The sequence below is a fragment of the Clostridium tetani genome, from assembly GCF_900167265.1.
In the GTDB taxonomy this organism is placed as follows: Bacteria; Bacillota; Clostridia; order Clostridiales; family Clostridiaceae; genus Clostridium_G; species Clostridium_G tetani.
Map to the genome: position 1 here is coordinate 94,421 of NZ_FUWT01000004.1, position 22,875 is coordinate 117,295.

The following is a 22,875-nucleotide window of genomic DNA, read 5'->3' on the forward strand; positions in this document are numbered from 1 at the left end:
ATAAATTAATATTTGGAGGTAATGTAATGCTTAAAGATTTATCTATTAAAGATTTTATATATGAAACAGCATCAGATTCACCAGCACCAGGTGGTGGAAGTATAGCAGCTCTAAGTGCAGCATCATCAGCAGCTTTAATCGAAATGGTGGCTAATTTGACTATAGGGAAAAAGGGATACGAAGATGTAGAAGAAGAAATGAAAAAGCTTAAAGGTATGGCTTCAGAGTACAAAGAAAAATTTGTAAACTACATTGATGAGGACTCAGATTCTTTTAATAAAATAATGGATGCATTTAAAATGCCTAAAAATACTGAAGAAGAAAAGAAAGCTAGAACAAAGGTAATCCAAGAAGGGTTTAAGGGAGCTGCTACAGTACCTTTAAATGTAGCTAAAGATGCTTTTGAATTACTTGATTTAGCAGAAAAAGTTATAGCAAAAGGAAATCAAAATGCTGTTACAGATGGTGCAGTTGCAGCAATGTCAGCAAGAACAGCAGTTCACTCAGCTTTATATAATGTAAAGATTAATTTAGGATCTATAAAAGATGAGGAATTTGTAAATGAAACTAAAAAGGAAATAGAAAAACTAGAATCAAATGTTAATAAAATAGAAGAAGAAATTTTAAACAAAGTAGAGCTTTAATTATATATACTTTATACTATTGACAGTTTTGAAAATTAAGTTATAATAAATGTTATCATTAAATAATAAAAGCTGTGAAGAAGAGGATTAGAGAATAACTATTACTAAGAGAGGAAAGTTCATAGGCTGAAAGACTTTCTGTGAAAAGATTCTTAAAGGTAGCTTTGGAGCTTCCTTACTGAAATTTTAGTAGGTAAGGACGGTGGATAACATCGTTAAATTTATTAAGAGTCTGTATTGTAAAAATACAGGAAAAAAGGTGGTAACGCGCACTGTCGTCCTTTAAATTTAAAGGACAACGGTGCTTTTTTTATATAAAAAATTACTATGAATTGTTAATAGTATAAAAGAATATATAGGAGGAGATACAAATGAATGACAATATAAACATTGCTAAAACTTATGATCCAAAAGAGTTTGAAGAAAGAATATATAAAATGTGGGAAGAGGGAGAATACTTTACTCCGAAAGTTGATAAGGATAAAAAGCCTTATACTATAGTTATGCCACCTCCAAATATAACAGGAAAATTACACTTAGGTCATGCATTGGATAATAGTATGCAGGATTTTTTAATTAGGGTTAAAAGAATGCAAGGATACAGCACTCTTTGGCTTCCAGGGCAAGACCATGCCAGCATTGCAACAGAAGTAAAAGTTGAAAATGAATTATTAAAAACTGGACTTAAGAAAAAGGAAATGGGAAGAGAAGCTTTCCTTGAAAGAGTATGGGAATGGTCAGAAGAATACAGAGGTAGAATAAGAGACCAGCTTAAAAAATTAGGTTCATCAGCAGACTTTACTCGTGAAAGTTTTACTATGGATGATAATTTAGATAAGGCAGTAAGAGCGGTTTTTGTAAAATTATATGAAGAAGGATTAATATATAAGGGTAATAGAATAGTTAACTGGTGTCCTAAATGTATGACTGCACTATCAGATGCAGAAATAGAATATGAAGAAAATTATGGTAATTTCTGGCATGTAAAATATCCATTAGTAGATTCAGAAGAATATTTAGAAATAGCAACTACAAGACCTGAAACTATGCTTGGAGATACTGCAGTAGCTGTAAATCCAAATGATGAAAGATATAAACATTTAATAGGTAAAAAATTAATGTTACCTCTTGTTAATAGAGAAATACCTATAGTAGCAGATGACTATGTAGATGTGGAATTTGGAACAGGAGCGGTTAAAATAACTCCAGCCCACGATCCCAATGATTATGAAGTTGGAAAAAGACATGACCTTGAAGAAATAATTATAATGAATGAGAATGGAACAATCAATGAATTAGGTGGAAAATATAGTGGTATGGATAGATATGAAGCTAGAAAAGCCATAGTAGAAGACCTAAAGAAAGAAGGATTCTTAGTAAAAGTAAAAGAGCACATCCACAATGTAAGCTGTCATGATAGATGTAATACTATTATAGAGCCTATGATATCAAAACAATGGTATGTAAAAATGAAGGAACTAGCAAAACCTGCTATAGAAGTTGTAAAAAGTGGAGAAATAAAATTTGTTCCTGAAAGATTTGATAAAACATACTTTAACTGGATGGAAAATATTCAAGATTGGTGTATATCAAGACAACTATGGTGGGGACATAGAATACCTGTATGGTACTGTAAAGATTGTGGTGAAACTATAGTTTCCTTAGAAGAGGCAAAAAAATGTAGTAAATGTTCTAGTGAAAATTTAATTCAAGATGAAGATGTATTAGATACTTGGTTCAGTTCAGCGCTATGGCCTTTCTCAACTCTTGGATGGCCAGATAAAACAGAGGATTTAGAATATTTTTATCCTACAGATGTTTTAGCTACAGGATACGATATAATATTTTTCTGGGTAGCAAGAATGATTTTTTCAGGACTTCATAATATGAAAGAAATTCCATTTAAAACAGTACTAATACATGGAATAGTAAGAGATTCAGAAGGTAAAAAGATGTCAAAGTCCTTAGGAAATGGAGTAGACCCACTTGAGGTTATAGATAAATATGGAGCGGATGCTTTAAGATTTATGTTAATTACAGGAAATGCTCCAGGAAATGATATTAGATTCTATGAAGAAAGAGTAGAGTCAGCTAGAAACTTTGCAAATAAGATTTGGAATGCTTCAAGATACGTTATGATGAATTTGGATAAAAATTTAATGGAAAAATATAAGGATTGTAAAGATTATAATATTGCAGATACATGGATACTATCAAGATTAAATGAAGTAATTAAAGAAGTAACTGACAACATAGAGAAGTTTGAGTTAGGAATGGCCTCTCAAAAGGTTTATGATTTTATGTGGAACGAATTCTGTGATTGGTATATAGAGTTATCAAAACCTGTATTATATGGGGAAGATGAAAAAGCTAAGGGAGTTACATTTAATGTTTTATTTAATGTTTTAACTTCAGGTCTTAAACTTTTACATCCTATAATGCCATTTATAACAGAAGAAATATTTATTAACATTCAAGAAGAAGAAAAGACTATAACTACTTCTAAGTGGCCAGAGTTCAAAGAAGAATTAAAAAATGAAGAAGTAGAAAAGAAAATGAGTCATGTAATAGAGGCTATAAAGGCTATAAGAAATGTAAGAATAGAAATGGATGTACCACCATCAAGAAAAGCAAAAATAATGATATATGCATTAGATGGAATTGATGCTTTTAAAGATGGAAAAATTTATTTTGAAAAATTGGCATCAGCTAGTGAAGTAGAGTTCTTAAACTCAAAAGAAGAAGCACCAGAAAATGCAGTATCTGCCGTGACAAAAGGAGCAGAAATATATATACCATTATTTGATTTAGTTGATTTAGAAAAAGAAATGGAAAGATTAAATAAAGAAAGAGAAAAGTTAGAAAAAGAAATAGAAAGAGTAGATAAAAAATTATCTAACGAAAACTTTGTAAAAAAAGCTCCTGAAGCTGTTGTTAATGAAGAAAAAGCTAAAGGTGAAAAATACAAAGAAATGTTAGAAGCTGTATTAGAAAGAATTAAATCTTTAAAGTAAAATTTAGAATATGCTACAGCAATAAACTGTAGCATATTCTAAAAGTTTTTAAAAAGTAGGTGGTATTTTGAATTATAATGAAGCTATGGAATATATACAAAACACAAGTAAATATGGTAACAATACTGGTACTAAGAGAGTTGAAAAAATATTAGATATTTTAGGTAACCCACATAAGAATTTAAAATGTATACATATAGCTGGAACCAATGGTAAAGGCTCCATAACATCTATGATTACATCTATATTAATAGAATCAGGATTTAAGATAGGCATGTATACATCACCATATATAGAGGAATTTGAAGAAAGAATTCAAATAAATAGAGAGAATATTCCCAAAAGTGATTTAGCATATTATACTACCATAGTATCTGAAGCTATAGAAAAAGTAGTTTCAATGGGGTGGGGATATCCAACAGAATTTGAAATAATAACTTGTATTATGTTTTTATATTATAGTAAAAAAGAAATAGACTATGCTATAATTGAAGTAGGATTAGGTGGTAAATCTGACTCTACAAATGTTATAAAACCTTTAGTTAGCATTATAACGTCAATAAGTTATGATCATGTGAGCATTTTAGGAAATACTATAGAAGAGATAGCTAGTGAAAAAGCTGGAATAATAAAAGAAAATGTACCAGTTATATTATATCCTCAAGAAGAAGGAGCTTATAAAGTTATAGAAAAAACTTGTATGGAAAAGGATAGTAAATTAATATATATAGATGAAAATTCAATTTATCATATTCCTAATGAGGATTTTAATAAGTCTTATCAGTTCTTACAAATAAAAACAAATAAAGATGAATATAAAGTGCAGTTATCTTTACTTGGAAGCCATCAAAGGATGAATTGTGCAGTAGCTATCTATGCAATAGAACAACTGATGCAAATAGGAATAAAAATAAAAAAAGAAGATATTTTAAGGGGGCTAAGTAATGTGCAATGGCCAGGAAGACTTGAAATATTAAAAACAAATCCATTAGTGGTGATAGATGGTGCACATAATTTAGATGGCATAACAAAGCTTAAAGAAAGTATAAAGCAGTATTTCAGATATAATAAATTAATTTTAATTATTGGAATATTAACAGATAAAGATATTCAAAAGATGGTGAGAACTATTACGCCTATAGCAAATAAAGTTATTGCAGTTACACCTAATAGTTATAGAGGGAAAACATCCCAAGAGTTAATAAAAACAATAGAAAATTATAATAAAAATTGTGAAGCTTTAGAAGATTATAAAGAAGCTTATGTTAAAGCTTTAGCTTATTGTGATGAAGATGATATGATTTTAATATGTGGTTCTTTATATATGATAGGAGATATGAGGAAAATTATAAGAAATAGGTAATGTATTAAAAAGGGTTGTCTCAAAATAAAATTTTGAGACAACCCTTTATCTTTAAGAAAGAGCTTGTCTTATAGCTTTAGCTAATTGATCTGGACAGGAAGTTTCTTTACCACCACATTTAATTCCACTAAGTCTTTTAATAGCATCATTAGGTTCCATGCCCTCTATTAATTTAGAAAGTCCTTTTAAATTTCCGTCACATCCTCCTAAAAAATTTACATTTTGTATAGCATTATTTTTTATATCAAAAGTAATTTTTCTTGAACAGACTCCTTTAGTTTCATAAGTGTACACATATCTCCCCTCCTTAAATTTTATATAGATGATTATATAGCAAATTTAAAATTTTCACAATAAATTATTTATATAATCTCATTTTTAAAATCATTGACATATTATATTTCTGAGGAGGGATTTACTATGAAACATCTATTTATATGCAATACTTCATCAGATTATATTTCAAAAGTGAATTTAGAAAAGTTTAAGGAAGAAAGGAAAATAGATCTAAATAGTTCAAATTACAGAAGAATAGGTCCTCATGGCATATGTAAATATAGAGACAAATTGATAACAGCAAATAGTTATGGAAATGGTATTTCGATTGTAGATATAAAAGAGAATAGAGAAGTTAATGATTATTTTATAGGTATGCATTGTAATGATGTAATAACTCATAAAGATAATGCCTATATAATTTGTGGAGAATCTAATAATGTAGTTATGTTCGACTTAATAAAAAACGAATTATTAGAAGAAATACCCTGTGGGAATTTACCTCATAGTATAGTTATAAATAAAGAAAAAGAACTACTTTTAATAAGCAATATGGAAAATGATAGTTTAACTCTAATAGATTTAAATAATAAAAACAGTGAAAACATAAGAGTTGGAGCCTATCCGACAAAATCTATGTTTAGTTTTGATGGTAATTATATTTTTGCTTGTGAAAGTAATTTAGGTTGCGATGCAAAAGGAAGTATAGCAATTATATCACTAAAAACCTTAAGAATCTTGCATAGAATAAAAGTTGGTAATGCACCTATAGACATGTATTATGATGGAAGATATTGTTATGTATCAAATTTTGGAGATGGAACTATAAGCATAGTTGATATGAGTTATTATGAGGAAGTAGAAAGATTGATTGTAGGTGGAATGCCAAGAGGAATAGTAAAATTAAATAAAAAAATATATGTGGGAGATAATTATAATAATTTATTAATAGAATATAATATAAAAGAAAACATAAAAAGTACCATACCAATAGGTGGGGAACCTACAGGCATGGTTTTAATCTAATAGGGTTTTAAAAATTTCCATATACATTTTAGAAGAGTTTTTCTTCCACTTTTCACAAAGTTCTTTAGCTTCATCCTTTGAATCCATAGTAAATTTTATATCTATTAAATTAATTTCATCTTTATTGAGTTTTAAGGTTACAACAAACTTATCTTTATAATCAATAGTATAATCGGAAATTACACTTATGTCCTTTTTTATATTATTTATTTGTTTTTCCAAATAATTATCAACTGTAACTATTTTTTCAGAAGAAACTCTATTTATAAATAGAGAAAGAACCTTTTTACCTTTAGAAGTTATTTGTAGTTTATGCTTATTTCCATCTTCTATGGTTTTTAAAAAGTTAGAAGATATAAGCTCAAATAAATATTGTTGTAGTGTAAAATAATTAATGAAATTATTCTCAAGTACAATATCTGTCACTTGACTATTAGATATTGGAAGATTTATTTTATCAATTATATAAAGCAGAAGAAGTTTATTTTCTGCTAATTCTAAAGTGTCTTCAAACATGTGCATCCTCTCCAAATTAAAAATTATTCTGATAATATTATATCTTATTATAGCATAAATATTTTAAATGAAGAAAGTCACTTTTTATATTTATGAGGAATAAATTGTATATTGTGTAGCATATAGAAATTAGTGAACAATAATTTCGGAGGTAATATGTTGAGACGTAAAGTATGGAAAAAAGTAATTACATCTATGTTATTACTAGTGATTAGTGCTGTATTTTCTATTTACTTTGCAAATAAGAGTGTGTTTTTTATTTCAGAGAAAAAATTGCCCATATATTCTGTGGACACTAAAGAAAAAAAGGCGGCTATAACTTTTGATGTAAATTGGGGGAACGATAATACTAAATCTATATTGGAAACTTTAGATGAGTATGAAATAAAAGCTACATTTTTTTTAATAGGAAACTGGATAGATGATTATCCAGAACAAGCTAAAGAGATATATAAAAGAGGACATGAAATAGGTAATCATTCAAACGCACATCCTGATATGGCTAAAATACCAATAGAAAAAATAAAAAAGGATATAAACATTGCAGATGGGAAAATATTTAATTTAATTGGAAGTAATTCAAAACTCTTTAGATTTCCAAGTGGTAGTTATAATGACAATGCAGTAAAGGCTGTTGAGGAAATGGGATATTACTGCATACAATGGGATGTAGATAGTATAGACTGGAAAGAAGAAGGAGAAGAAGAGGAATACAGTAGAGTAATGAAGAAAACAAAACCAGGATCTATAATTCTATTTCATAGTGATAGTAAATACACTCCTAAAACCCTTTCTAGAATAATTAAAGATCTTAAGGAAAAGGGATATGAATTTGTTAAGGTTGGGGAATTAATATACAAAGAAGATTATAATTTAGATGCAAATGGAAGACAAATTAAGAAATAAGTATATAAGTATAAAAAATCAACTCCTGCTAAAAATATTAAATAATAGCTAAATAGGAGTTGATTTTTATGAAAAAAGTATTGGTACTAAGCGAAAATGAAATTTTAGAAAATTATTTATCAGAAATACTCTCAAAACTAAATATATATTTAGACTACATAGATTTTGAAAATTACTCTGGTGAAAAAATATCATATTTGATTATTGATAAAATTGAAAAAGTAAAATTTAGTGAATTTCATTGCGACTACTGCTTAATAAATATGGATGAATTTCAAAGCAACTCTTTAAATATATGCGGAGATTTAATAACCTTAGGATTTGGCAATAAAAATACAGTGACACTATCCAGTGTAGAAGAGAATAATGAAGGTTTTCTTTATTGCCTTCAAAGAAAAATTGTCAATAATAAAAACGAAGAAATACAACCCCAAGAGATACCTATAAATAAGCAATTCAAAAATAGGTTGGAATTATACATCTTTATGTGTGTATTTACTATAGGTTTATTAGAAAATATAGAGAGTAGAAAATTAAAAGAAATATTAGAAAAGTAAGTTTTAAGTATAATTTTAAGAAACCTTGAATATTTATATGTTGAGCCAAATAATTTAATAAACTTAAGGGAAAGAGGGGTTATAATGGAAAACTTATCACAAAATAATAGAATTTATCTTGAGGGAAGTATATGTTCTGAATTGGAATTTAGCCATGAGATGTATGGAGAGGGATTTTATACTTTTTCTTTGGAAGTGTCAAGATTAAGTGAAGCAAAAGATATTTTATATGTAACTGTATCAGAAAGACTTATTATAAATATGGATTTAAAAATGGGATCAGAAGTTGTAATAGAAGGACAACTAAGATCTTATAATAAATTTATAAATGGAGTTAATAGGTTAATACTAACTGTTTTTGCTAGAAATATAGATTTTTGTATAGAAAAAAGCAAAAATCCAAATCAAATATTTTTAAATGGATTTATATGTAAGGAACCAATATATAGGACAACTCCCTTTGGAAGAGAAATAGCAGATGTACTATTAGCTGTAAATAGGGCATATAATAAATCTGATTATATACCAACTATTGCATGGGGAAGAAATTCTAGATTTTGTAAAGGGTTAAAAGTGGGAGATAATATAAGAGTTTGGGGAAGGCTTCAAAGCAGAGAATATCAAAAAAGAATATCAGAAGATGAAGTTATAAAAAAGATAGCCTATGAAGTATCTATATCAAAAATGGAAAAAGTAGAAAATGAAGTTAAGGAAAATGAAGATGAATAAAATGAACATAATAAAAGCCCTCATTTTGAGGGCTTTTATATAATTATTAAGAGTTCAACATACAATCCATATTGTACATACCTGAAGGTTTACCTTTCATAAAAGCGGAAGCCTTTAATGCTCCTATGGCAAAAACTTCTCTAGATATAGCGGTATGCTTAATTTCTATACATTCTCCAATACCTGCAAAAATCACATCATGATCACCTACTATAGAACCACCCCTTATAGCATGAATACCTATTTCGTTCTTAGTTCTTTTTGAATGTCCTGATCTTCCATAGATATATTCTAATTTTTCTGGTACATTATCCTTAATTGTATCTGCTAAAAGTAAAGCAGTACCACTAGGTGAATCTACTTTTTGATTATGATGTTTTTCTATTATTTCTATATCAAAGTCTTTATAAAGTTTTTTACTAATATCTTTTAAAAGAGAGTTTATTACATTTATCCCTATGGACATATTAGCTGATTTAAATATAGGGATATTTTTAGATGTCTCCTCTATTAAATTTAATTCTTCTTTTGAATATCCAGTAGTACATAAAACTAGAGGTAATTTTTTTTCTGTACAATAACTAATTAAACTTTTTAAAGAAGATGGTCTAGAAAAATCTAAAACCACATCGCATTCCACACTAGAAGAATGTATATTTTCAAATACTGGGAAATCTAAGTTAGAAGTTGAGCTTTTATCCACACCAGCTACTATTTCAATATCATTAAAATCCTTAGAACAATGAGTTATTATTCTACCCATTTTACCATTGCAACCAACTAACATTATTCTAACCATTAAATATACCTCCACATCAATATAGTTTATTACTTAATAAGAGCATGATTTGATAGCTCTTTTTTTAATAGGTTTAAATTACTTTCATCCATATTACATAGCGGAAGCCTTAGTTCACCTACATCTATTCCCATAATATTCATTGCTGTTTTTACAGGAATAGGATTAGTTTCTATGAATAATGAGTTCGTAAGAGAAAGGGTATTTAATTGAATTTCTAAAGCTTTTTTTGTTTTACCTTTTAAATAAAGTTCACACATATCATGAACTTCTTTTGGCATAATATTTGCTAAAACAGAAATTACACCAATACCACCTATAGAAAGTATAGGGATAATTTGGTCATCATTACCTGAATAAATATCTATTCTATCCTTTAACAAAGCTTTCATTTCAATAATTTGACTTAAATCACCACTAGCTTCTTTTATAGCTACTACATTTGAACATGTATCACATATTTTAACTAGTGTTTTAGGTAGTATATTAAGTCCAGTTCTACCCGGAACATTATAAAGAATTATAGGCACATCAACATCATCGTTAATTGCCTTAAAATGCTCAACAATGCCCTTTTGAGTTGTTTTATTATAATAAGGTGTTATGAGTAGTAAACCATCTACTCCTATGGATTTAGCCCACTTACTTAACTCAATAGCTTTTCTAGTGTTATTACTGCCAGTACCAGCTATTACTGGAATTCGTCCTTGAACCTTGTCCACAGTAAACTTAATAGTTTCTTTTATTTCAGCTTCAGTCATAGTAGATGCTTCTCCAGTAGTTCCACATATTACTATAGCATCGGTACTATTTTCTATATGCCATTCAATAAGCTCCTCAAGCTTTTTAAAATTAACACCATTTTCACAAAAGGGTGTTACTATAGCTACTCCAGAACCTTTAAATATACTCATATAAAAACCTCACTTTAAATTATTTGTTATTTGTTTTTAATTAGACATTCAGCAATTTGAATTGTATTAAGAGCAGCACCTTTTCTTATATTATCTGCAACTACCCATAGATTCAATCCGTTATTTATACTAAAGTCTCTTCTAATTCTTCCTACAAAAACATCATCTTTTCCTGACGCAGTTATAGCCATTGGATAAACTAAATTTTCCACATCATCTTCAAGAGTTATTCCTTGGACATTTTTATATAACTCAAAAACATCTTCTAGGTTGAATTCTTTTTCTAATTCAACATTTATACTTTCGCTATGGCTATTGAAAACAGGAATTCTTACAGTGGTAGCAGTTATTTTTAAGCCTTCATTATGAAATATTTTTCTAGTTTCATTTACCATTTTCATTTCTTCTTTTGTATATCCATTATCTAAGAAAGAGTCAATATGTGGCAATGCATTACCAGCTATGGCATAAGGGAATTTTTTAGGGGCTACTCCATTATAGCCATCCTTTAAATCATTATATCCAGCCATACCTGCACCAGAAACAGCTTGATAAGTTGAGTAAACTATTCTTTTTATACCATACTCATCATATAAAGGTTTTAAGGCAACTACTGCTTGTATAGTAGAACAATTTGGATTTGCAATTATACCTTTGCTTAATTTAACATCATCAGGGTTAACTTCAGGTACAACTAAAGGAACACTAGGATCCATTCTCCAAGCACTACTATTATCAATAACTGTTGCACCATATCTTACAAAAATTGGTGCATATTCTGTACTTATAGTACCTCCTGCTGAGAATAAAGCGATGTCTATTTTTTTGTTTTTTATATTATCTTCTTTTAATTCTTCAACTGTAAATTCTTTTTCACAAAACTGAATCTTTTTACCTGCAGATCTTGCAGAAGCAAAAAGATAAAGATTGTCAACAGGAAACTTTCTCTCTTCTAATATTTCTAAAAATTTTTGGCCTACCATTCCTGTACAGCCAACTAGAGCAACATTATACTTCATACACAAATCCCTCCTAAACTATCTATATTATATATTATATAACTGATATATGAAAAATTATATACTAAATACACAAAAATAATTATTCGAAATATTATAAATTATAGCTTAAATAGAATTTTACTAAAAAATGGAGTTATTTATTTAATGAACAACCTTAGTATAAATAATTATTTAGTGTAAATAATATTCAGTAAAGTTATTTAATTTTATTTAGGAGGGATTTTTATGTCTAAAACACCCCTTAAAAAAGTTATAAAGGCTAAACTGAAAGCAAATAAAGAACTAACACCTATGGAAAAACTTAGAGAAAAGATGAAATATGAAATAGCAGAGGAATTAGGATTAATAGATAAAGTTAAGGAACAAGGATGGAGCTCATTAACTTCTGAAGAAACTGGAAGAATAGGAGGTATAATGACAAGAAGGAAAAGGGAGTTGAATATACCCAAAAATGTTGACTTACAGAAGAAAAATATATAATATATGTAAGTATAAAAGTGTTAAAGGGGTATAAGGATGGAGTGCTATAAAGATTTTGCACAAATATATGATAATTTAATAAAAGAAGATGTAGATTACCATAGTTGGAGTAATTTTATTATGGATATAGTAAATACTCATAATGTAAAAAAAGATAATTATTTAGATTTAGCTTGTGGGACTGGTAATATTACAGAAATAATATCTAAGCATTTTAAAACTACCTGGGCTGTAGATTTATCAAGTGATATGCTAGCAGAGGCGGAAATGAAGCTAAGATATAATGGAACTAGGGGCAATTTTATAAAACAAGATATAAGTAAGTTAGAATTAGGTAAGGAGTTTAATTTAATAACTTGTTGTCTTGATTCAATAAATTATTTAACAAGCATAGAAGAGGTAGAGTCTTATTTTCTTAGAGTATACAATCATTTAAAAGATGAAGGAATATTTATATTTGATATAAACTCCTATTATAAAATAACAGAAGTACTTGGAAATAATATCTACACTTACGATAGTGAAGAAGTTTTTTACACTTGGGAAAATTATTTGAATAAGGATATAGTAGAAATGTACTTAACTTTTTTTATTAAGAAAGCTAATAGCTATTATGAGAGATTTGATGAAGTACATAGAGAAAGAGCATATAAAATGGAATGGTTAGAAAAATTAATAAAGAAAAATAACTTTAAAATAATAGATAAATTTAATGGATATGAATTTAAAGCTGTAGAAGAAAAAAGTGAAAGAATAGTTTATGTTTTAAAGAAATAATATATGGAGGGAAATAAAATGGCAGATAAATTGATAAAAGCTACTGCAAAAGATGGGCAAGTAAGAATAATAGGAGCCATAACAACGGAATTAGTTAATAAAGGAATTGAAGTACATAAATGCAGTCCCACAGGAGCGGCTGCACTAGGAAGAATGTTAACAGCAGGAAGCCTTATGGGGAGTATGCTAAAATCAGAAAAAGATACTATAACTATAAAAATTGATGGTGGTGGAGAAGCTAAAGGAGTGCTAGTAACTGCATATCCTGAAGGCAAAGTAAAGGGATATATAGGAAATCCTCTAGTACATTTACCTTTAAATCAAAATGGTAAGTTAGATGTAGGTGGTGCTATAGGTAAAAATGGTAATATAACTGTTATAAAGGATTTAGGGCTTAAAGATCCCTACATAGGACAAGTTCCTATATATTCAGGAGAAATAGGAGATGACTTAGCATATTATTTTACTGTTTCAGAACAAACACCTTCTGCTGTTGGGCTAGGAGTTTTAGTCGATAAAGATTTATCCATTAAGGCTTCAGGAGGATTTATTATACAAATGATGCCAGGTGCAGATGAATTATTAGCAGATTTTATTACTTATAGACTAGAAGAAATTCCATCAATAACTGAATTAATATCTAAAGGTATGAGTATAGAGGAGATATTAGAATTTATTTTTGAAGGAATGGATCTAAAAATTCTAGAAGGTATTGTTCCAGAGTATACTTGTGATTGTTCTAGAGAAAAAATTGATAGGGCACTTATTAGTATAGGATATAAAGATTTAAAAGAAATTTATGATGAAGGTAAAACTGAAGAATTAGTATGTCAATTTTGCAATGAAAAATATTTTTATGACCATGAAAAAATAGGAGAACTATTACGAATAATGAATAACTAATAGTGAATAATTACTGGTAAAATAAAACTTATTGAAAAAATTAAAATTAATATTTATAATGTTAATTAATTGTAAATTTAATATTAGATTTTAGGTGTGATCTTATAATTACTTAAAAGAGAAAGTGGTGAAAATCCACTACAGCCCCCGCTACTGTAATAGTGGACGATTCCTATTATCCACCAGTTAACTGGGAAGGAAGGATAAGGAAGAAACTAAAGTCAGGAGAACTGCCTAAAATATATTACTTCGGAGGGAAGAATTGCTATGATAAACAGAGTTCTTAGCTTTAGGAGAAGTGTGTATTCCACTTAAAGCTTAGAAATCGTTAACCAAGGACGTACCTGCTCTTTACTCCCATTTTAAAGAAAATGGGAGTATTAGAGCTGGTAGTCATGGGATAAATTCTCCTTGCTCAAAGGCAGGGAGTTTTAGTCGTTGTTAAAGCCTCTTCAAACGAAGAGGCTTTAAAATTTAAGAAAGGTTGGTAATTATTATGAAATTATTAGAAGAAACCCTAAGAAGAATCAAGCCAGCAGATGAGGAAGTTATAAAAAAAGCATGGAGTAGAATGGATAGTTTAAGTAAACCTATAGGAAGTCTTGGTAAACTAGAAGAAATTGCAGTTCAAATATCTGGTATTACAGGAAAGGTAAAGAATGAAATAAATAAAAAAATGACTGTAATAATGTGTTCAGATAATGGAATTTGCGAAGAAGGAGTAAGTGCTTGCCCACAAGAATTAACTGCTCTTTTAGCTGAAAATTATGTCAAAGAAATAACAGGTATAGGAGTTTTATCTAAACATGTAAATGCAGATATGTGTGTAGTAGACATAGGGATAAAATCAGATGTAAAAGATTCTAGAATACTTAATAAAAAAGTAGCCTATGGAACAAAAAACATGGCAAAAGAACCTGCCATGACAAGAGAAGAAGCAGTTAAAGCCATAGAAACAGGAATAGAATTAGTAGATAAATTTGTAAAGGAAGGATACGATTTATTTGGAACTGGTGAAGCAGGAATAGGAAATACAGCTACTAGTGCAGCAGTAATAAGTGTTCTGTCCCAAATAGATTCTGATAAAATAGTAGGAAAAGGATCTGGGCTTACAGATGAAGGTTTTTTAAATAAGAAAAGAGCTGTAAAGCAAGCTATAGAAATAAATAAGCCTAACAAAGAAGATGTGATAGATGTAATCGCTAAAATAGGAGGATTTGATATTGCAGGAATATGTGGATGCTTTTTAGGTGCAGCAAAAAATAGAGTGCCTATAGTAATAGATGGCATAATATCAGCATCAGCAGCACTATGTGCATATAAAATGAATGCCAATGTAAAAGACTTCTTAATATCATCTCATCTTTCAGCAGAACCAGGTATTGAATATGTTACAGGAGCAATAGGGCTTAAGCCATGCCTTCATATGGAGATGAGATTAGGAGAAGGATCAGGATGCCCACTACAATTTTTTATGATTGAATCTGCTCTTTGTCTTATGAATAATATGGCTACCTTAGCAGAGGCTAGTATTGTAGATAGTGAATTCCTAGTTGATATTAGAGAAAAATAATAGATGATTGAAAATTCTAAATAAAAGCATTAATACATATTGACAAAATAGATTACGGTGTATATAATTAAATTGAAATTGCTTATATATTTTAATATATAAGCAATTTGGCTCGATAGCTCAGTCGGTAGAGCAGAGGACTGAAAATCCTCGTGTCCCTGGTTCGATTCCTGGTCGAGCCACCAGTATTGCGGGAGTGGCTCAGTGGTAGAGCGTCACCTTGCCAAGGTGAACGTCGTGGGTTCGAATCCCATCTTCCGCTCCAATATATGGCACTATAGCCAAGTGGTAAGGCAGAGGTCTGCAAAACCTCTATTCCCCAGTTCAAATCTGGGTGGTGCCTCCAAATAAAAAAATCATCTTAAAACAGAATTGTTTTAAGATGATTTTTTTATTTAATGAACAATTAATAATTAATAATGAAGGATATTTTTCTTCGTTTAGCTCAGAGAAATTTTAATTTAAAGAGTTCTATTATGAAAAATTCATTTAGCTGTATGGAGATTAGAAAAGTTTAGCATTAACTAAACGAAAAGATTTTATAAAATTAAAAACTTTTCGAAATGACAATGGAGAAAAGCTATCCATAATTATTCATTACACAAAATGCTTCCTCTGTCTATGAGCTTTCCTTTTTTTAAGTAAATAGGTGTTACATTATGTTTATATAAAAATTCTTTTATTTCATTGCCATAATTAAAATAATTCAAATCACCGAAAAATGCCATCAAATCCTTTTCTATAAGTCCACAGCACCCCCCTATAAATCCATAGTCTAATCCAGGTAAAATTATGTCCCCAGGAGGAATTAATAGAACATCAATAGAAACTTCTTTAGCTTTCTGTGCAATAATTTTATCCGAAGTTATTATTGCATTATCGCTAACTACTGCTACAGAACATTTAGTATAGCCTTGTTTTACATTTATTAAATTCTTGTCTTTAACATTTTCTATTAAAACAGGATCGGTGTATTTTAAATTATGTATAAAAACATTACTTAAGTTTACTGCATTTAACCCTATGTTCATGGGGTAATTAGAAGATAGTGAGTTTTTAGATAGTTTTATATTAAAATTTAAATTTTTTAATTTTTTTATAAACTCTTTATCTATATCTTTGTGCAAGATTAAATTCTTTTCGTCTAACACATGGATAAGGATGTCAGGATGACCAGAAATAGCATAGTATAATAAAGAGAATATAGGGCATTTTATAATATTGTACTCTAATGACATTAAATTGTATTCTTCTTCTATAGATATTCTTCCATCTACAAATAAATATTTCATAACTACATCACCTAGCAATAAATTCTATATCAAATTTTTAATAATTTCAATATGAATATACATAAAAATAAAACACATACTATGACAGAAGGGAGTGAAATATATGGCAATATTTAAAATAATATATGAAGATGATTTTAAGGAAATTATTGAAGGAATAAATGCTTTAAAAGTTTATTTTGAACTTGAAATAGGTGTATGTGAAAGTATTGATAATAACATTCACTTTATGAGAATATACATTCCAGAAGAAAAGTTAACAAAGAAAAGTAAAAATATATTCCATTTGCATATAGCTAATATAATATATAATATTTATATAGATAAATTTTTAAAAGAGAATATGATTGAATTTATAGAGGAAAGTTATTTTTTCTTAAATTCAAAAGATATAAAAGAAATAGAAGAAAAGATTAGGGATATCCTTACAAATAATGAAAAAATGATAGATAGTTCAAATATATATTACATGAATAAAAAAAATGAAATTATGGATGAAATATTAGAATGTATTAAAGAAAGAAATGAAATAAATATAGAGGGGTTTTTAACTTTTAGAACAAAAACTTTAGAAAAAGAATTAAAACTTATAATAGAAAAAATAGTAGAGGAATATGTTATAGAAAAAGAATACGATGAATTTATAAAGCTATTAAAATATTTTGTTAATATACAAGAAAGTAGAATTGATGAGGTCAATATAATAATATATAAAGAGGGTAATTATATAATAAAAGACAAAAATGGGATAGATATAACTGAAGAGTTATTTAAAGACTTTATTTCTAATAATGTATCTCTAGAAATAAACTTGGATGATATATTAATAAGTGGTTTAATAACTTACTGTCCAGAGAAAATTATTATACATTGTGTTGAAAACTGTTTAAATAAAGAGCTTATAAATACAATAAATAATGTATTTTTAAAAAAGGTAGCTTATTGTAATAGTTGTGAAACCTGTAGAGAGATAAATAAGCAATATAGAAAATAAAGTTATTGACAATAATTATCTAAGTGAATATAATTATATAACAAGATGTTAAAGGCTAAGAAAAGGAAGAGTAAATAAGACCACTATTATAAGAGAGGAAAATTCTCAGGCTGAAAAATTTTCTTAATAGTATTTATTGAAAACCACCTTAGAGCTGAATACTGAAATTAAGTAAGTATTTCCGTTACCTGCGTTAAAGGATCTCAAAGGATAATAAAAGCAAAAATCTATTATCAAATTTGGGTGGAACCACGAGATACTCGTCCCATTAGAGGGGCGTTTTTTTTATTTTTTGAATATAAATAAGCACTATATTAAGGAGGGAGTATATAATGATAAATATAACATTAAAAGACGGAAAAGTAATAGAAGTAGAAAAAGGAGTAAAAGTAAGTGATATAGTTATGAAAATAAGTCCAGCTTTATATAAAAAAGCTGTAGGAGCTAAGATAAATGGAGAAATAGCTGAGCTTATGACAGAAATAAAAGAAGATAGTGAACTAGAAATACTAACTTTTGATGATGAGGAAGGAAGAAAAACAGTAAGGCACACATCATCACATATACTAGCACAAGCAGTAAAAAGGCTTTATCCAGAAGCTAAATTAGCAATAGGACCAGCTATAGATAATGGATTTTATTATGATTTTGATATAGACTTTACTTTTACACCAGAAATGTTAGAAAAAATAGAAAAAGAAATGGCGAAAATAGTAAAAGAAAACTTAGAAATAGAAAGATTTGAACTTCCAAGGGAAGAAGCAATTAAACTTGTTAAGGATGCAAGTGAACCTTATAAAGTTGAATTAATAGAAGATCTACCAGAAGGAGAGGTTATTTCTTTTTATAAACAAGGTGATTTTGTAGATTTATGTGCAGGACCTCATTTACCTTCCACAGGAAAAATAAAGGCAATTAAACTTCTTTCAGTGGCAGGTGCTTACTGGAGAGGCGATGAAAAAAATAAAATGCTTCAAAGAATATATGGAACGGCATTTTTAAAGAAAAGTGAATTAGAAGCATATTTAAAAATGTTAGAAGAAGCTAAAAGAAGAGATCACAGAAAGTTAGGGAAAGAACTAGACTTATTTACTATAAATGAAGAAGGCCCAGGATTTCCATTTTTCCACCCGAAGGGAATGGTAGTAAGAAATATTTTAGAAAATTTCTGGAGAGAAAAACATACTAAAGCTGGCTATGATGAAATAAGAACTCCAGTTATATTGAACGAAGAATTATGGCATAGATCAGGTCACTGGGATCACTATAAAGAAAATATGTATTTTACTAAAATAGATAATGAAAATTTTGCTATAAAACCAATGAATTGTCCAGGTTCAATCTTGGTTTACAAGAGCCATTTACATTCTTATAAGGAGTTTCCAATGAGACTAGGAGAGCTTGGATTGGTTCATAGGCACGAATTATCTGGAGCATTACATGGGCTTATGAGAGTTAGATGCTTTACTCAAGATGATGCTCATATATTTATGACAAAGGAACAAATAAAGGATGAAATACTAAATGTAATAAAATTAATTGATAGTTTCTACAAAGTTTTTGGATTTGAGTACTTTGTTGAATTATCCACTAGACCAGAAGATTCTATGGGTAGCGATGAAGACTGGGAAGTTGCAACTAATGGATTAAAAAATGCTCTTGAGGGTGCAGGATTAGAATATAAAATAAATGAAGGGGATGGGGCTTTTTATGGTCCTAAGATAGACTTCCATTTAAAGGACTGCATAGGTAGAACATGGCAATGTGGAACTATTCAGTTGGATTTCCAAATGCCAGAAAGATTTGATTTAACATATGTAGGTCAAGATGGAGAAAAACATAGACCAGTTATGGTTCATAGAGTAGTATTTGGAAGTATAGAAAGATTTATAGGAATACTTATAGAACATTTTGCAGGAGCTTTCCCGACATGGTTAGCTCCAGTACAAGTAAAAGTTATGACTATTACAGATTCACAAAAAGATTATGCTAATAAAGTAGTTAATGATCTAAAAGAAAAAGGAATAAGAGTAGAGTTTGACGATAGAAATGAAAAAATAGGATATAAAATAAGAGAAGCTCAACTTCAAAAGGTACCTTATATGATTATATTAGGAGATAAAGAAGTAAGTGAAAATAAAGTTGCAGTAAGAAGCAGAAAAGAAGGAGACTTAGGAGCTATTTCTTTAAAAGAGTTTGTAGCAAAATTAAACTATGAAATAGATAATAGAATAGTAGAAAACTCTAAATAGGTAGATGTGGAATAAAAAATAGCTTGACAATATAAAGGTACAGTAGTATAATTTAAAACGTTAAGAAGAAACTAGCCGTTTCTCACCTTACAGCATAGCTAGTAAGGTTATGAAATCAGTTTATTATTTTGATTAGAGGACGGCATTTGCCGTCTTTTTTTATTTTAAATCCACCTAGGAGGTGAATATTATTAAAAAAGGTTTCCTTATGAATGAAGAAATTAGAGAAAAGGAAGTTAGGGTTATTGCTGAGGATGGAGAGCAGCTAGGAGTAATACCCACATCTGAAGCTTTAAAAAGAGCGGAAGAAAAGGAATTAGACTTAGTAATGATAGCTCCAACAGGAAAACCGCCTGTTTGTAAAATAATGAATTATGGAAAGTTTATATATGAACAGACCAAGAAAGACAAAGAGGCAAAAAAGAAACAAAAGGTTATTAATGTAAAAGAAATAAGATTAAGTGCAACAATAGAAGAACATGATATAGGAATTAAAGCTAACAATGCAAGAAAGTTCTTAAAAGCAGAGGACAAAGTTAAAGTAACTGTTAGATTTAGAGGAAGAGAAATGGAACATTCTAATGTAGTAGGTAACAAGATATTAAAGACCTTTTTATCTAAAGTAGAGGATGTTTGTGTTGTGGAGAAACCAGCTAGGTTAGAAGGTAAAAATATGACCATGGTTTTAGCTCCAAGGAAATAAAATACTTTAATCCGTATTGTTGAGAGGAGGAACATAATATGCCAAAAATGAAGACTCATAGAGGAGCAGCTAAGAGATTTAAAAAGACAGGAACAGGAAGATTAAAAAGAGCAAAGGCATATAAAAGCCATATATTAACAAAGAAAAGTACTAAAACAAAAAGAAATTTAAGAAAAATAGGATACGTTTCAGAAACACAAGAAAAAGCAATGAAGAAGCTATTACCATACTTATAGTTTTCGGTTAAAGGAGGTTTGTTTAAATGGCAAGAGTAAAAAGAGCAATGAATGCACGTAAAAAACATAAGAAAATATTAAAGCTATCAAAAGGATACTTTGGTGGGAAAAGTAGATTATTTAAAACAGCTAATGAAAGTGTTATAAGAGCTTTAAGAAATGCTTATACTGGAAGAAAGTTAAAGAAAAGAGATTATAGAAAGTTATGGATAGCAAGAATTAACGCAGCTACAAGAGCAAATGGTCTTTCCTATTCAAGATTTATGAATGGACTTAAACTTGCAGGAATAGATATGAATAGAAAAATGTTATCAGAAATAGCTATAAATGATCCAAAAGCTTTTTCTGAATTAGTTGAAGCAGCTAAGAAACAACTTAACGCATAAAAAATGCAGCAATTTGCTGCATTTTTTTAACTTAAAATGTCAATTATATGAATATAGCATATAATTGACATTTGTGTTTACAGTGATATAATTTCATTAAATATATTGAGAAACAACAATTAGGTATCACTTTAGTAAGAGAGGAGACATGTATGAATTTACAAAAATTTAAAATGAGAAGAGCTACTCCATTTAGAATTTTAGCATTGGGTTTTGCAATAGTTATTCTTACAGGTACTATACTATTAAATCTATCTATAGCTACTAATAGTGGAGAGAAGACTCCTTTAATAGATTGCTTTTTTATATCTACATCTGCTACCTGTGTTACTGGATTGGTTACTGTAGACACAGGGACTCATTGGAATTATTTTGGTAAAACCGTTATAATGTTATTGATTGAAATAGGTGGCTTAGGCTTTATGTCTTTTGGTACATTAGTAGCTTTAATTTTAGGTAAGAAAATTACCTTAAAAGAAAGATTGGTTATGCAAGAAGCATATAATTTTTTCTCCACTCAAGGTGTTGTAAAAATGGTTAAATATATTTTAATATTTACCTTTTCAGCACAACTAGGAGGAGCTTTGATTTTATCCACACAATTCATACCAGAGTTCGGTATAGGCAAAGGTATATATTATAGTATATTTCACTCAGTATCTGCGTTTTGTAATGCAGGATTTGACCTTATAGGAAATTATAGTAGTATTACAGGATATTATAATAATTCAGTAATTATATTAACTATATCTCTTCTTATAATCATAGGAGGATTAGGATTTTATGTATGGCAAGAGATATATAATTTCAGAGGTTTTAAGAGATTATCTCTTCATTCAAAAATATGTATATCCACAACTAGTATATTAATAGTTGTAGGTGCTATTTTAATGTTTTTATTTGAATTTAATAATCCAGGTACTATGAAGAATATGGGACTTAAAGGAAAGATGTTATCTTCTTTTTTTGCTTCAGTATCCCCAAGAACAGCTGGATTTAATTCTATATCAACTTCTGATATGACTACAGCTGGTAAATTTTTAACTATTATATTTATGTTTATTGGAGGCTCACCAGGTTCTACAGCTGGGGGAATAAAAACCACTACTGCTGGATTGATGTTTATGACTATATTATGTGTGATAAAAGGAAGAGAAGATACTGAAATTTTTCAAAGAAGGGTTCCTAAAGATAATATATATAAAGCTTTAGCAATTGTGGTAATTGGATTTTTGATAGTTACCATTGTAACTATGCTATTATCTATTACAGACAGTGCTCATTCTTTTGAAAATTTACTTTATGAAGCTACATCTGCCTTTGGAACTGTTGGATTGACTTTAGGTATAACCACAAAATTGAGTTTTGCAGGAAAAATTATAATAGCACTAACTATGTATGCAGGAAGAGTTGGTCCTTTAACATTGGCATTGGCTTTATCAAATAAAAAGTCTTCTAGAAATATAAAATACCCAGAGGGAAAAGTTTTAGTAGGATAAGGGGGAATTTTAAA

General features: G+C 28.9%; 23 protein-coding genes, 3 tRNA genes, 1 riboswitch and 3 other annotated features. Of the genes, 20 read left to right on the plus strand and 6 right to left on the minus strand.

Annotated features, from left to right (window positions below; all coding sequences use genetic code 11):
* Positions 1–26: 26 nt before the first annotated feature.
* The 3 genes from B5D21_RS03920 (at position 27) to B5D21_RS03930 (ending at position 5,021) form a co-directional block, all read left to right on the plus strand.
* A complete protein-coding gene (locus B5D21_RS03920; RefSeq protein ID WP_011100442.1) occupies positions 27–644 on the plus strand; it encodes a cyclodeaminase/cyclohydrolase family protein in 618 nt (205 codons plus the stop codon).
* A gap of 65 nt (positions 645–709) precedes the next feature.
* Positions 710–930, plus strand: a binding site (T-box leader).
* Between the two features lie 85 nt (positions 931–1,015).
* Positions 1,016–3,658: a valine--tRNA ligase gene (locus tag B5D21_RS03925; protein ID WP_011100441.1), complete on the plus strand. Its 2,643-nt coding sequence runs from the start codon at positions 1,016–1,018 to the stop codon at positions 3,656–3,658.
* A gap of 67 nt (positions 3,659–3,725) precedes the next feature.
* Positions 3,726–5,021: a bifunctional folylpolyglutamate synthase/dihydrofolate synthase gene (locus B5D21_RS03930; RefSeq protein WP_011100440.1), complete on the plus strand. Its 1,296-nt coding sequence runs from the start codon at positions 3,726–3,728 to the stop codon at positions 5,019–5,021.
* Between the two features lie 51 nt (positions 5,022–5,072).
* On the opposite strand, the gene B5D21_RS03935 is transcribed toward B5D21_RS03930, so the two are convergent.
* Positions 5,073–5,315, minus strand: a complete 243-nt coding sequence (locus B5D21_RS03935; protein WP_023439290.1) for a TIGR03905 family TSCPD domain-containing protein — start codon at positions 5,313–5,315, stop codon at positions 5,073–5,075.
* 126 nt (positions 5,316–5,441) lie between these two features.
* On the opposite strand from B5D21_RS03935, the gene B5D21_RS03940 reads away from it, so the two are divergent.
* Positions 5,442–6,323 (plus strand): YncE family protein, encoded by an 882-nt coding sequence (locus tag B5D21_RS03940; protein WP_035108946.1) that lies wholly within the window; start codon positions 5,442–5,444, stop codon positions 6,321–6,323.
* On the opposite strand, the gene B5D21_RS03945 is transcribed toward B5D21_RS03940, so the two are convergent.
* The gene (locus B5D21_RS03945; RefSeq protein ID WP_035108948.1) at positions 6,315–6,839 is read right to left on the minus strand and encodes a DUF4364 family protein; all 525 of its coding nucleotides are present in this window, start codon (positions 6,837–6,839) and stop codon (positions 6,315–6,317) included. The two genes, B5D21_RS03940 and B5D21_RS03945, sit on opposite strands and share 9 nt — an antisense overlap.
* Before the next feature lie 159 nt (positions 6,840–6,998).
* Between B5D21_RS03945 and pdaB the strand changes: the two genes are divergently transcribed.
* From pdaB to B5D21_RS03960, 3 genes are all read left to right on the plus strand, one after another.
* On the plus strand, positions 6,999–7,745 hold the full coding sequence (pdaB, locus tag B5D21_RS03950) for a polysaccharide deacetylase family sporulation protein PdaB (RefSeq protein ID WP_035108949.1): 747 nt from the start codon (positions 6,999–7,001) through the stop codon (positions 7,743–7,745).
* 68 nt (positions 7,746–7,813) lie between these two features.
* Positions 7,814–8,302, plus strand: a complete 489-nt coding sequence (locus tag B5D21_RS03955; RefSeq protein ID WP_052040964.1) for a hypothetical protein — start codon at positions 7,814–7,816, stop codon at positions 8,300–8,302.
* A gap of 84 nt (positions 8,303–8,386) precedes the next feature.
* Positions 8,387–9,031 carry a single-stranded DNA-binding protein gene (locus tag B5D21_RS03960; RefSeq protein ID WP_011100435.1) on the plus strand — a complete coding sequence of 215 codons (645 nt, stop codon included), beginning with the start codon at positions 8,387–8,389 and terminating at the stop codon, positions 9,029–9,031.
* A gap of 46 nt (positions 9,032–9,077) precedes the next feature.
* On the opposite strand, the gene dapB is transcribed toward B5D21_RS03960, so the two are convergent.
* Genes dapB through B5D21_RS03975 form a run of 3 tightly spaced genes read right to left on the minus strand, consistent with a single transcriptional unit; the run spans position 9,078 to position 11,763 of the window.
* Entirely contained in the window at positions 9,078–9,830 is a 753-nt protein-coding gene (gene dapB / locus B5D21_RS03965) for a 4-hydroxy-tetrahydrodipicolinate reductase (RefSeq protein WP_035108953.1), read from the minus strand.
* Positions 9,831–9,859: 29 nt separating this feature from the next.
* The gene (gene dapA, locus B5D21_RS03970; RefSeq protein WP_011100433.1) at positions 9,860–10,744 is read right to left on the minus strand and encodes a 4-hydroxy-tetrahydrodipicolinate synthase; all 885 of its coding nucleotides are present in this window, start codon (positions 10,742–10,744) and stop codon (positions 9,860–9,862) included.
* A 26-nt stretch (positions 10,745–10,770) separates the two neighbouring features.
* Entirely contained in the window at positions 10,771–11,763 is a 993-nt protein-coding gene (locus tag B5D21_RS03975; protein ID WP_035108955.1) for an aspartate-semialdehyde dehydrogenase, read from the minus strand.
* A 228-nt stretch (positions 11,764–11,991) separates the two neighbouring features.
* On the opposite strand from B5D21_RS03975, the gene B5D21_RS03980 reads away from it, so the two are divergent.
* From B5D21_RS03980 to B5D21_RS04010, 7 genes are all read left to right on the plus strand, one after another.
* Complete coding sequence (locus B5D21_RS03980) at positions 11,992–12,246, plus strand: alpha/beta-type small acid-soluble spore protein (RefSeq protein WP_023439281.1); 255 nt, start codon at positions 11,992–11,994, stop codon at positions 12,244–12,246.
* Positions 12,247–12,282: 36 nt separating this feature from the next.
* A complete protein-coding gene (locus tag B5D21_RS03985; protein ID WP_011100431.1) occupies positions 12,283–13,023 on the plus strand; it encodes a class I SAM-dependent DNA methyltransferase in 741 nt (246 codons plus the stop codon).
* Between the two features lie 18 nt (positions 13,024–13,041).
* A complete protein-coding gene (gene hslO / locus B5D21_RS03990) occupies positions 13,042–13,926 on the plus strand; it encodes an Hsp33 family molecular chaperone HslO (protein WP_035108957.1) in 885 nt (294 codons plus the stop codon).
* A gap of 75 nt (positions 13,927–14,001) precedes the next feature.
* A riboswitch (cobalamin riboswitch) is annotated at positions 14,002–14,178 on the plus strand.
* A 244-nt stretch (positions 14,179–14,422) separates the two neighbouring features.
* Positions 14,423–15,499: a nicotinate-nucleotide--dimethylbenzimidazole phosphoribosyltransferase gene (gene cobT, locus B5D21_RS03995; RefSeq protein WP_035108959.1), complete on the plus strand. Its 1,077-nt coding sequence runs from the start codon at positions 14,423–14,425 to the stop codon at positions 15,497–15,499.
* Positions 15,500–15,608: 109 nt separating this feature from the next.
* A tRNA-Phe gene (locus tag B5D21_RS04000) sits at positions 15,609–15,684 on the plus strand.
* A gap of 5 nt (positions 15,685–15,689) precedes the next feature.
* Positions 15,690–15,764 (plus strand) — tRNA-Gly (locus B5D21_RS04005).
* 6 nt (positions 15,765–15,770) lie between these two features.
* Positions 15,771–15,845, plus strand: a tRNA-Cys gene (locus B5D21_RS04010).
* 244 nt (positions 15,846–16,089) lie between these two features.
* Here B5D21_RS04010 and B5D21_RS04015 read toward each other — a convergent pair.
* Positions 16,090–16,791, minus strand: coding sequence for a DUF6873 family GME fold protein (locus B5D21_RS04015; RefSeq protein WP_035124387.1), 702 nt, complete (start codon positions 16,789–16,791; stop codon positions 16,090–16,092).
* A 103-nt stretch (positions 16,792–16,894) separates the two neighbouring features.
* On the opposite strand from B5D21_RS04015, the gene ytxC reads away from it, so the two are divergent.
* The 6 genes from ytxC to B5D21_RS04045 all read left to right on the plus strand — a co-directional run bounded on the left by ytxC (position 16,895) and on the right by B5D21_RS04045 (position 22,861).
* The gene (gene ytxC, locus B5D21_RS04020; RefSeq protein ID WP_035124386.1) at positions 16,895–17,785 is read left to right on the plus strand and encodes a putative sporulation protein YtxC; all 891 of its coding nucleotides are present in this window, start codon (positions 16,895–16,897) and stop codon (positions 17,783–17,785) included.
* A gap of 48 nt (positions 17,786–17,833) precedes the next feature.
* Positions 17,834–18,056, plus strand: a binding site (T-box leader).
* Positions 18,057–18,117: 61 nt separating this feature from the next.
* Entirely contained in the window at positions 18,118–20,037 is a 1,920-nt protein-coding gene (gene thrS, locus B5D21_RS04025) for a threonine--tRNA ligase (RefSeq protein WP_011100426.1), read from the plus strand.
* 56 nt (positions 20,038–20,093) lie between these two features.
* Positions 20,094–20,204 (plus strand) — a sequence feature (ribosomal protein L20 leader region).
* Between the two features lie 14 nt (positions 20,205–20,218).
* A complete protein-coding gene (infC, locus tag B5D21_RS04030) occupies positions 20,219–20,740 on the plus strand; it encodes a translation initiation factor IF-3 (RefSeq protein WP_011100425.1) in 522 nt (173 codons plus the stop codon).
* Positions 20,741–20,778: 38 nt separating this feature from the next.
* Positions 20,779–20,976 carry a 50S ribosomal protein L35 gene (gene rpmI, locus B5D21_RS04035; RefSeq protein WP_023439268.1) on the plus strand — a complete coding sequence of 66 codons (198 nt, stop codon included), beginning with the start codon at positions 20,779–20,781 and terminating at the stop codon, positions 20,974–20,976.
* Between the two features lie 26 nt (positions 20,977–21,002).
* Positions 21,003–21,362 (plus strand): 50S ribosomal protein L20, encoded by a 360-nt coding sequence (gene rplT, locus B5D21_RS04040; RefSeq protein ID WP_011100424.1) that lies wholly within the window; start codon positions 21,003–21,005, stop codon positions 21,360–21,362.
* Positions 21,363–21,514: 152 nt separating this feature from the next.
* Positions 21,515–22,861 (plus strand): TrkH family potassium uptake protein, encoded by a 1,347-nt coding sequence (locus tag B5D21_RS04045; RefSeq protein WP_035108967.1) that lies wholly within the window; start codon positions 21,515–21,517, stop codon positions 22,859–22,861.
* The last annotated feature ends 14 nt before the right edge of the window (positions 22,862–22,875 follow it).

Bases quoted from the DNA above. Each gene is read 5' to 3' on its own strand.
- B5D21_RS04045 (WP_035108967.1), top strand. From the start codon at position 21,515: ATGAATTTACAAAAATTTAAAATGAGAAGAGCTACTCCATTTAGAATT.
- thrS (WP_011100426.1), top strand. From the start codon at position 18,118: ATGATAAATATAACATTAAAAGACGGAAAAGTAATAGAAGTAGAAAAA.
- B5D21_RS03985 (WP_011100431.1), top strand. From the start codon at position 12,283: ATGGAGTGCTATAAAGATTTTGCACAAATATATGATAATTTAATAAAA.
- dapA (WP_011100433.1), bottom strand. From the start codon at position 10,744: ATGAGTATATTTAAAGGTTCTGGAGTAGCTATAGTAACACCCTTTTGT.
- ytxC (WP_035124386.1), top strand. From the start codon at position 16,895: ATGGCAATATTTAAAATAATATATGAAGATGATTTTAAGGAAATTATT.
- rplT (WP_011100424.1), top strand. From the start codon at position 21,003: ATGGCAAGAGTAAAAAGAGCAATGAATGCACGTAAAAAACATAAGAAA.
- B5D21_RS04015 (WP_035124387.1), bottom strand. From the start codon at position 16,791: ATGAAATATTTATTTGTAGATGGAAGAATATCTATAGAAGAAGAATAC.
- B5D21_RS03955 (WP_052040964.1), top strand. From the start codon at position 7,814: ATGAAAAAAGTATTGGTACTAAGCGAAAATGAAATTTTAGAAAATTAT.
- B5D21_RS03925 (WP_011100441.1), top strand. From the start codon at position 1,016: ATGAATGACAATATAAACATTGCTAAAACTTATGATCCAAAAGAGTTT.
- hslO (WP_035108957.1), top strand. From the start codon at position 13,042: ATGGCAGATAAATTGATAAAAGCTACTGCAAAAGATGGGCAAGTAAGA.
- B5D21_RS03980 (WP_023439281.1), top strand. From the start codon at position 11,992: ATGTCTAAAACACCCCTTAAAAAAGTTATAAAGGCTAAACTGAAAGCA.
- B5D21_RS03945 (WP_035108948.1), bottom strand. From the start codon at position 6,839: ATGTTTGAAGACACTTTAGAATTAGCAGAAAATAAACTTCTTCTGCTT.
- rpmI (WP_023439268.1), top strand. From the start codon at position 20,779: ATGCCAAAAATGAAGACTCATAGAGGAGCAGCTAAGAGATTTAAAAAG.
- B5D21_RS03920 (WP_011100442.1), top strand. From the start codon at position 27: ATGCTTAAAGATTTATCTATTAAAGATTTTATATATGAAACAGCATCA.
- cobT (WP_035108959.1), top strand. From the start codon at position 14,423: ATGAAATTATTAGAAGAAACCCTAAGAAGAATCAAGCCAGCAGATGAG.
- dapB (WP_035108953.1), bottom strand. From the start codon at position 9,830: ATGGTTAGAATAATGTTAGTTGGTTGCAATGGTAAAATGGGTAGAATA.
- B5D21_RS03940 (WP_035108946.1), top strand. From the start codon at position 5,442: ATGAAACATCTATTTATATGCAATACTTCATCAGATTATATTTCAAAA.
- B5D21_RS03960 (WP_011100435.1), top strand. From the start codon at position 8,387: ATGGAAAACTTATCACAAAATAATAGAATTTATCTTGAGGGAAGTATA.
- B5D21_RS03975 (WP_035108955.1), bottom strand. From the start codon at position 11,763: ATGAAGTATAATGTTGCTCTAGTTGGCTGTACAGGAATGGTAGGCCAA.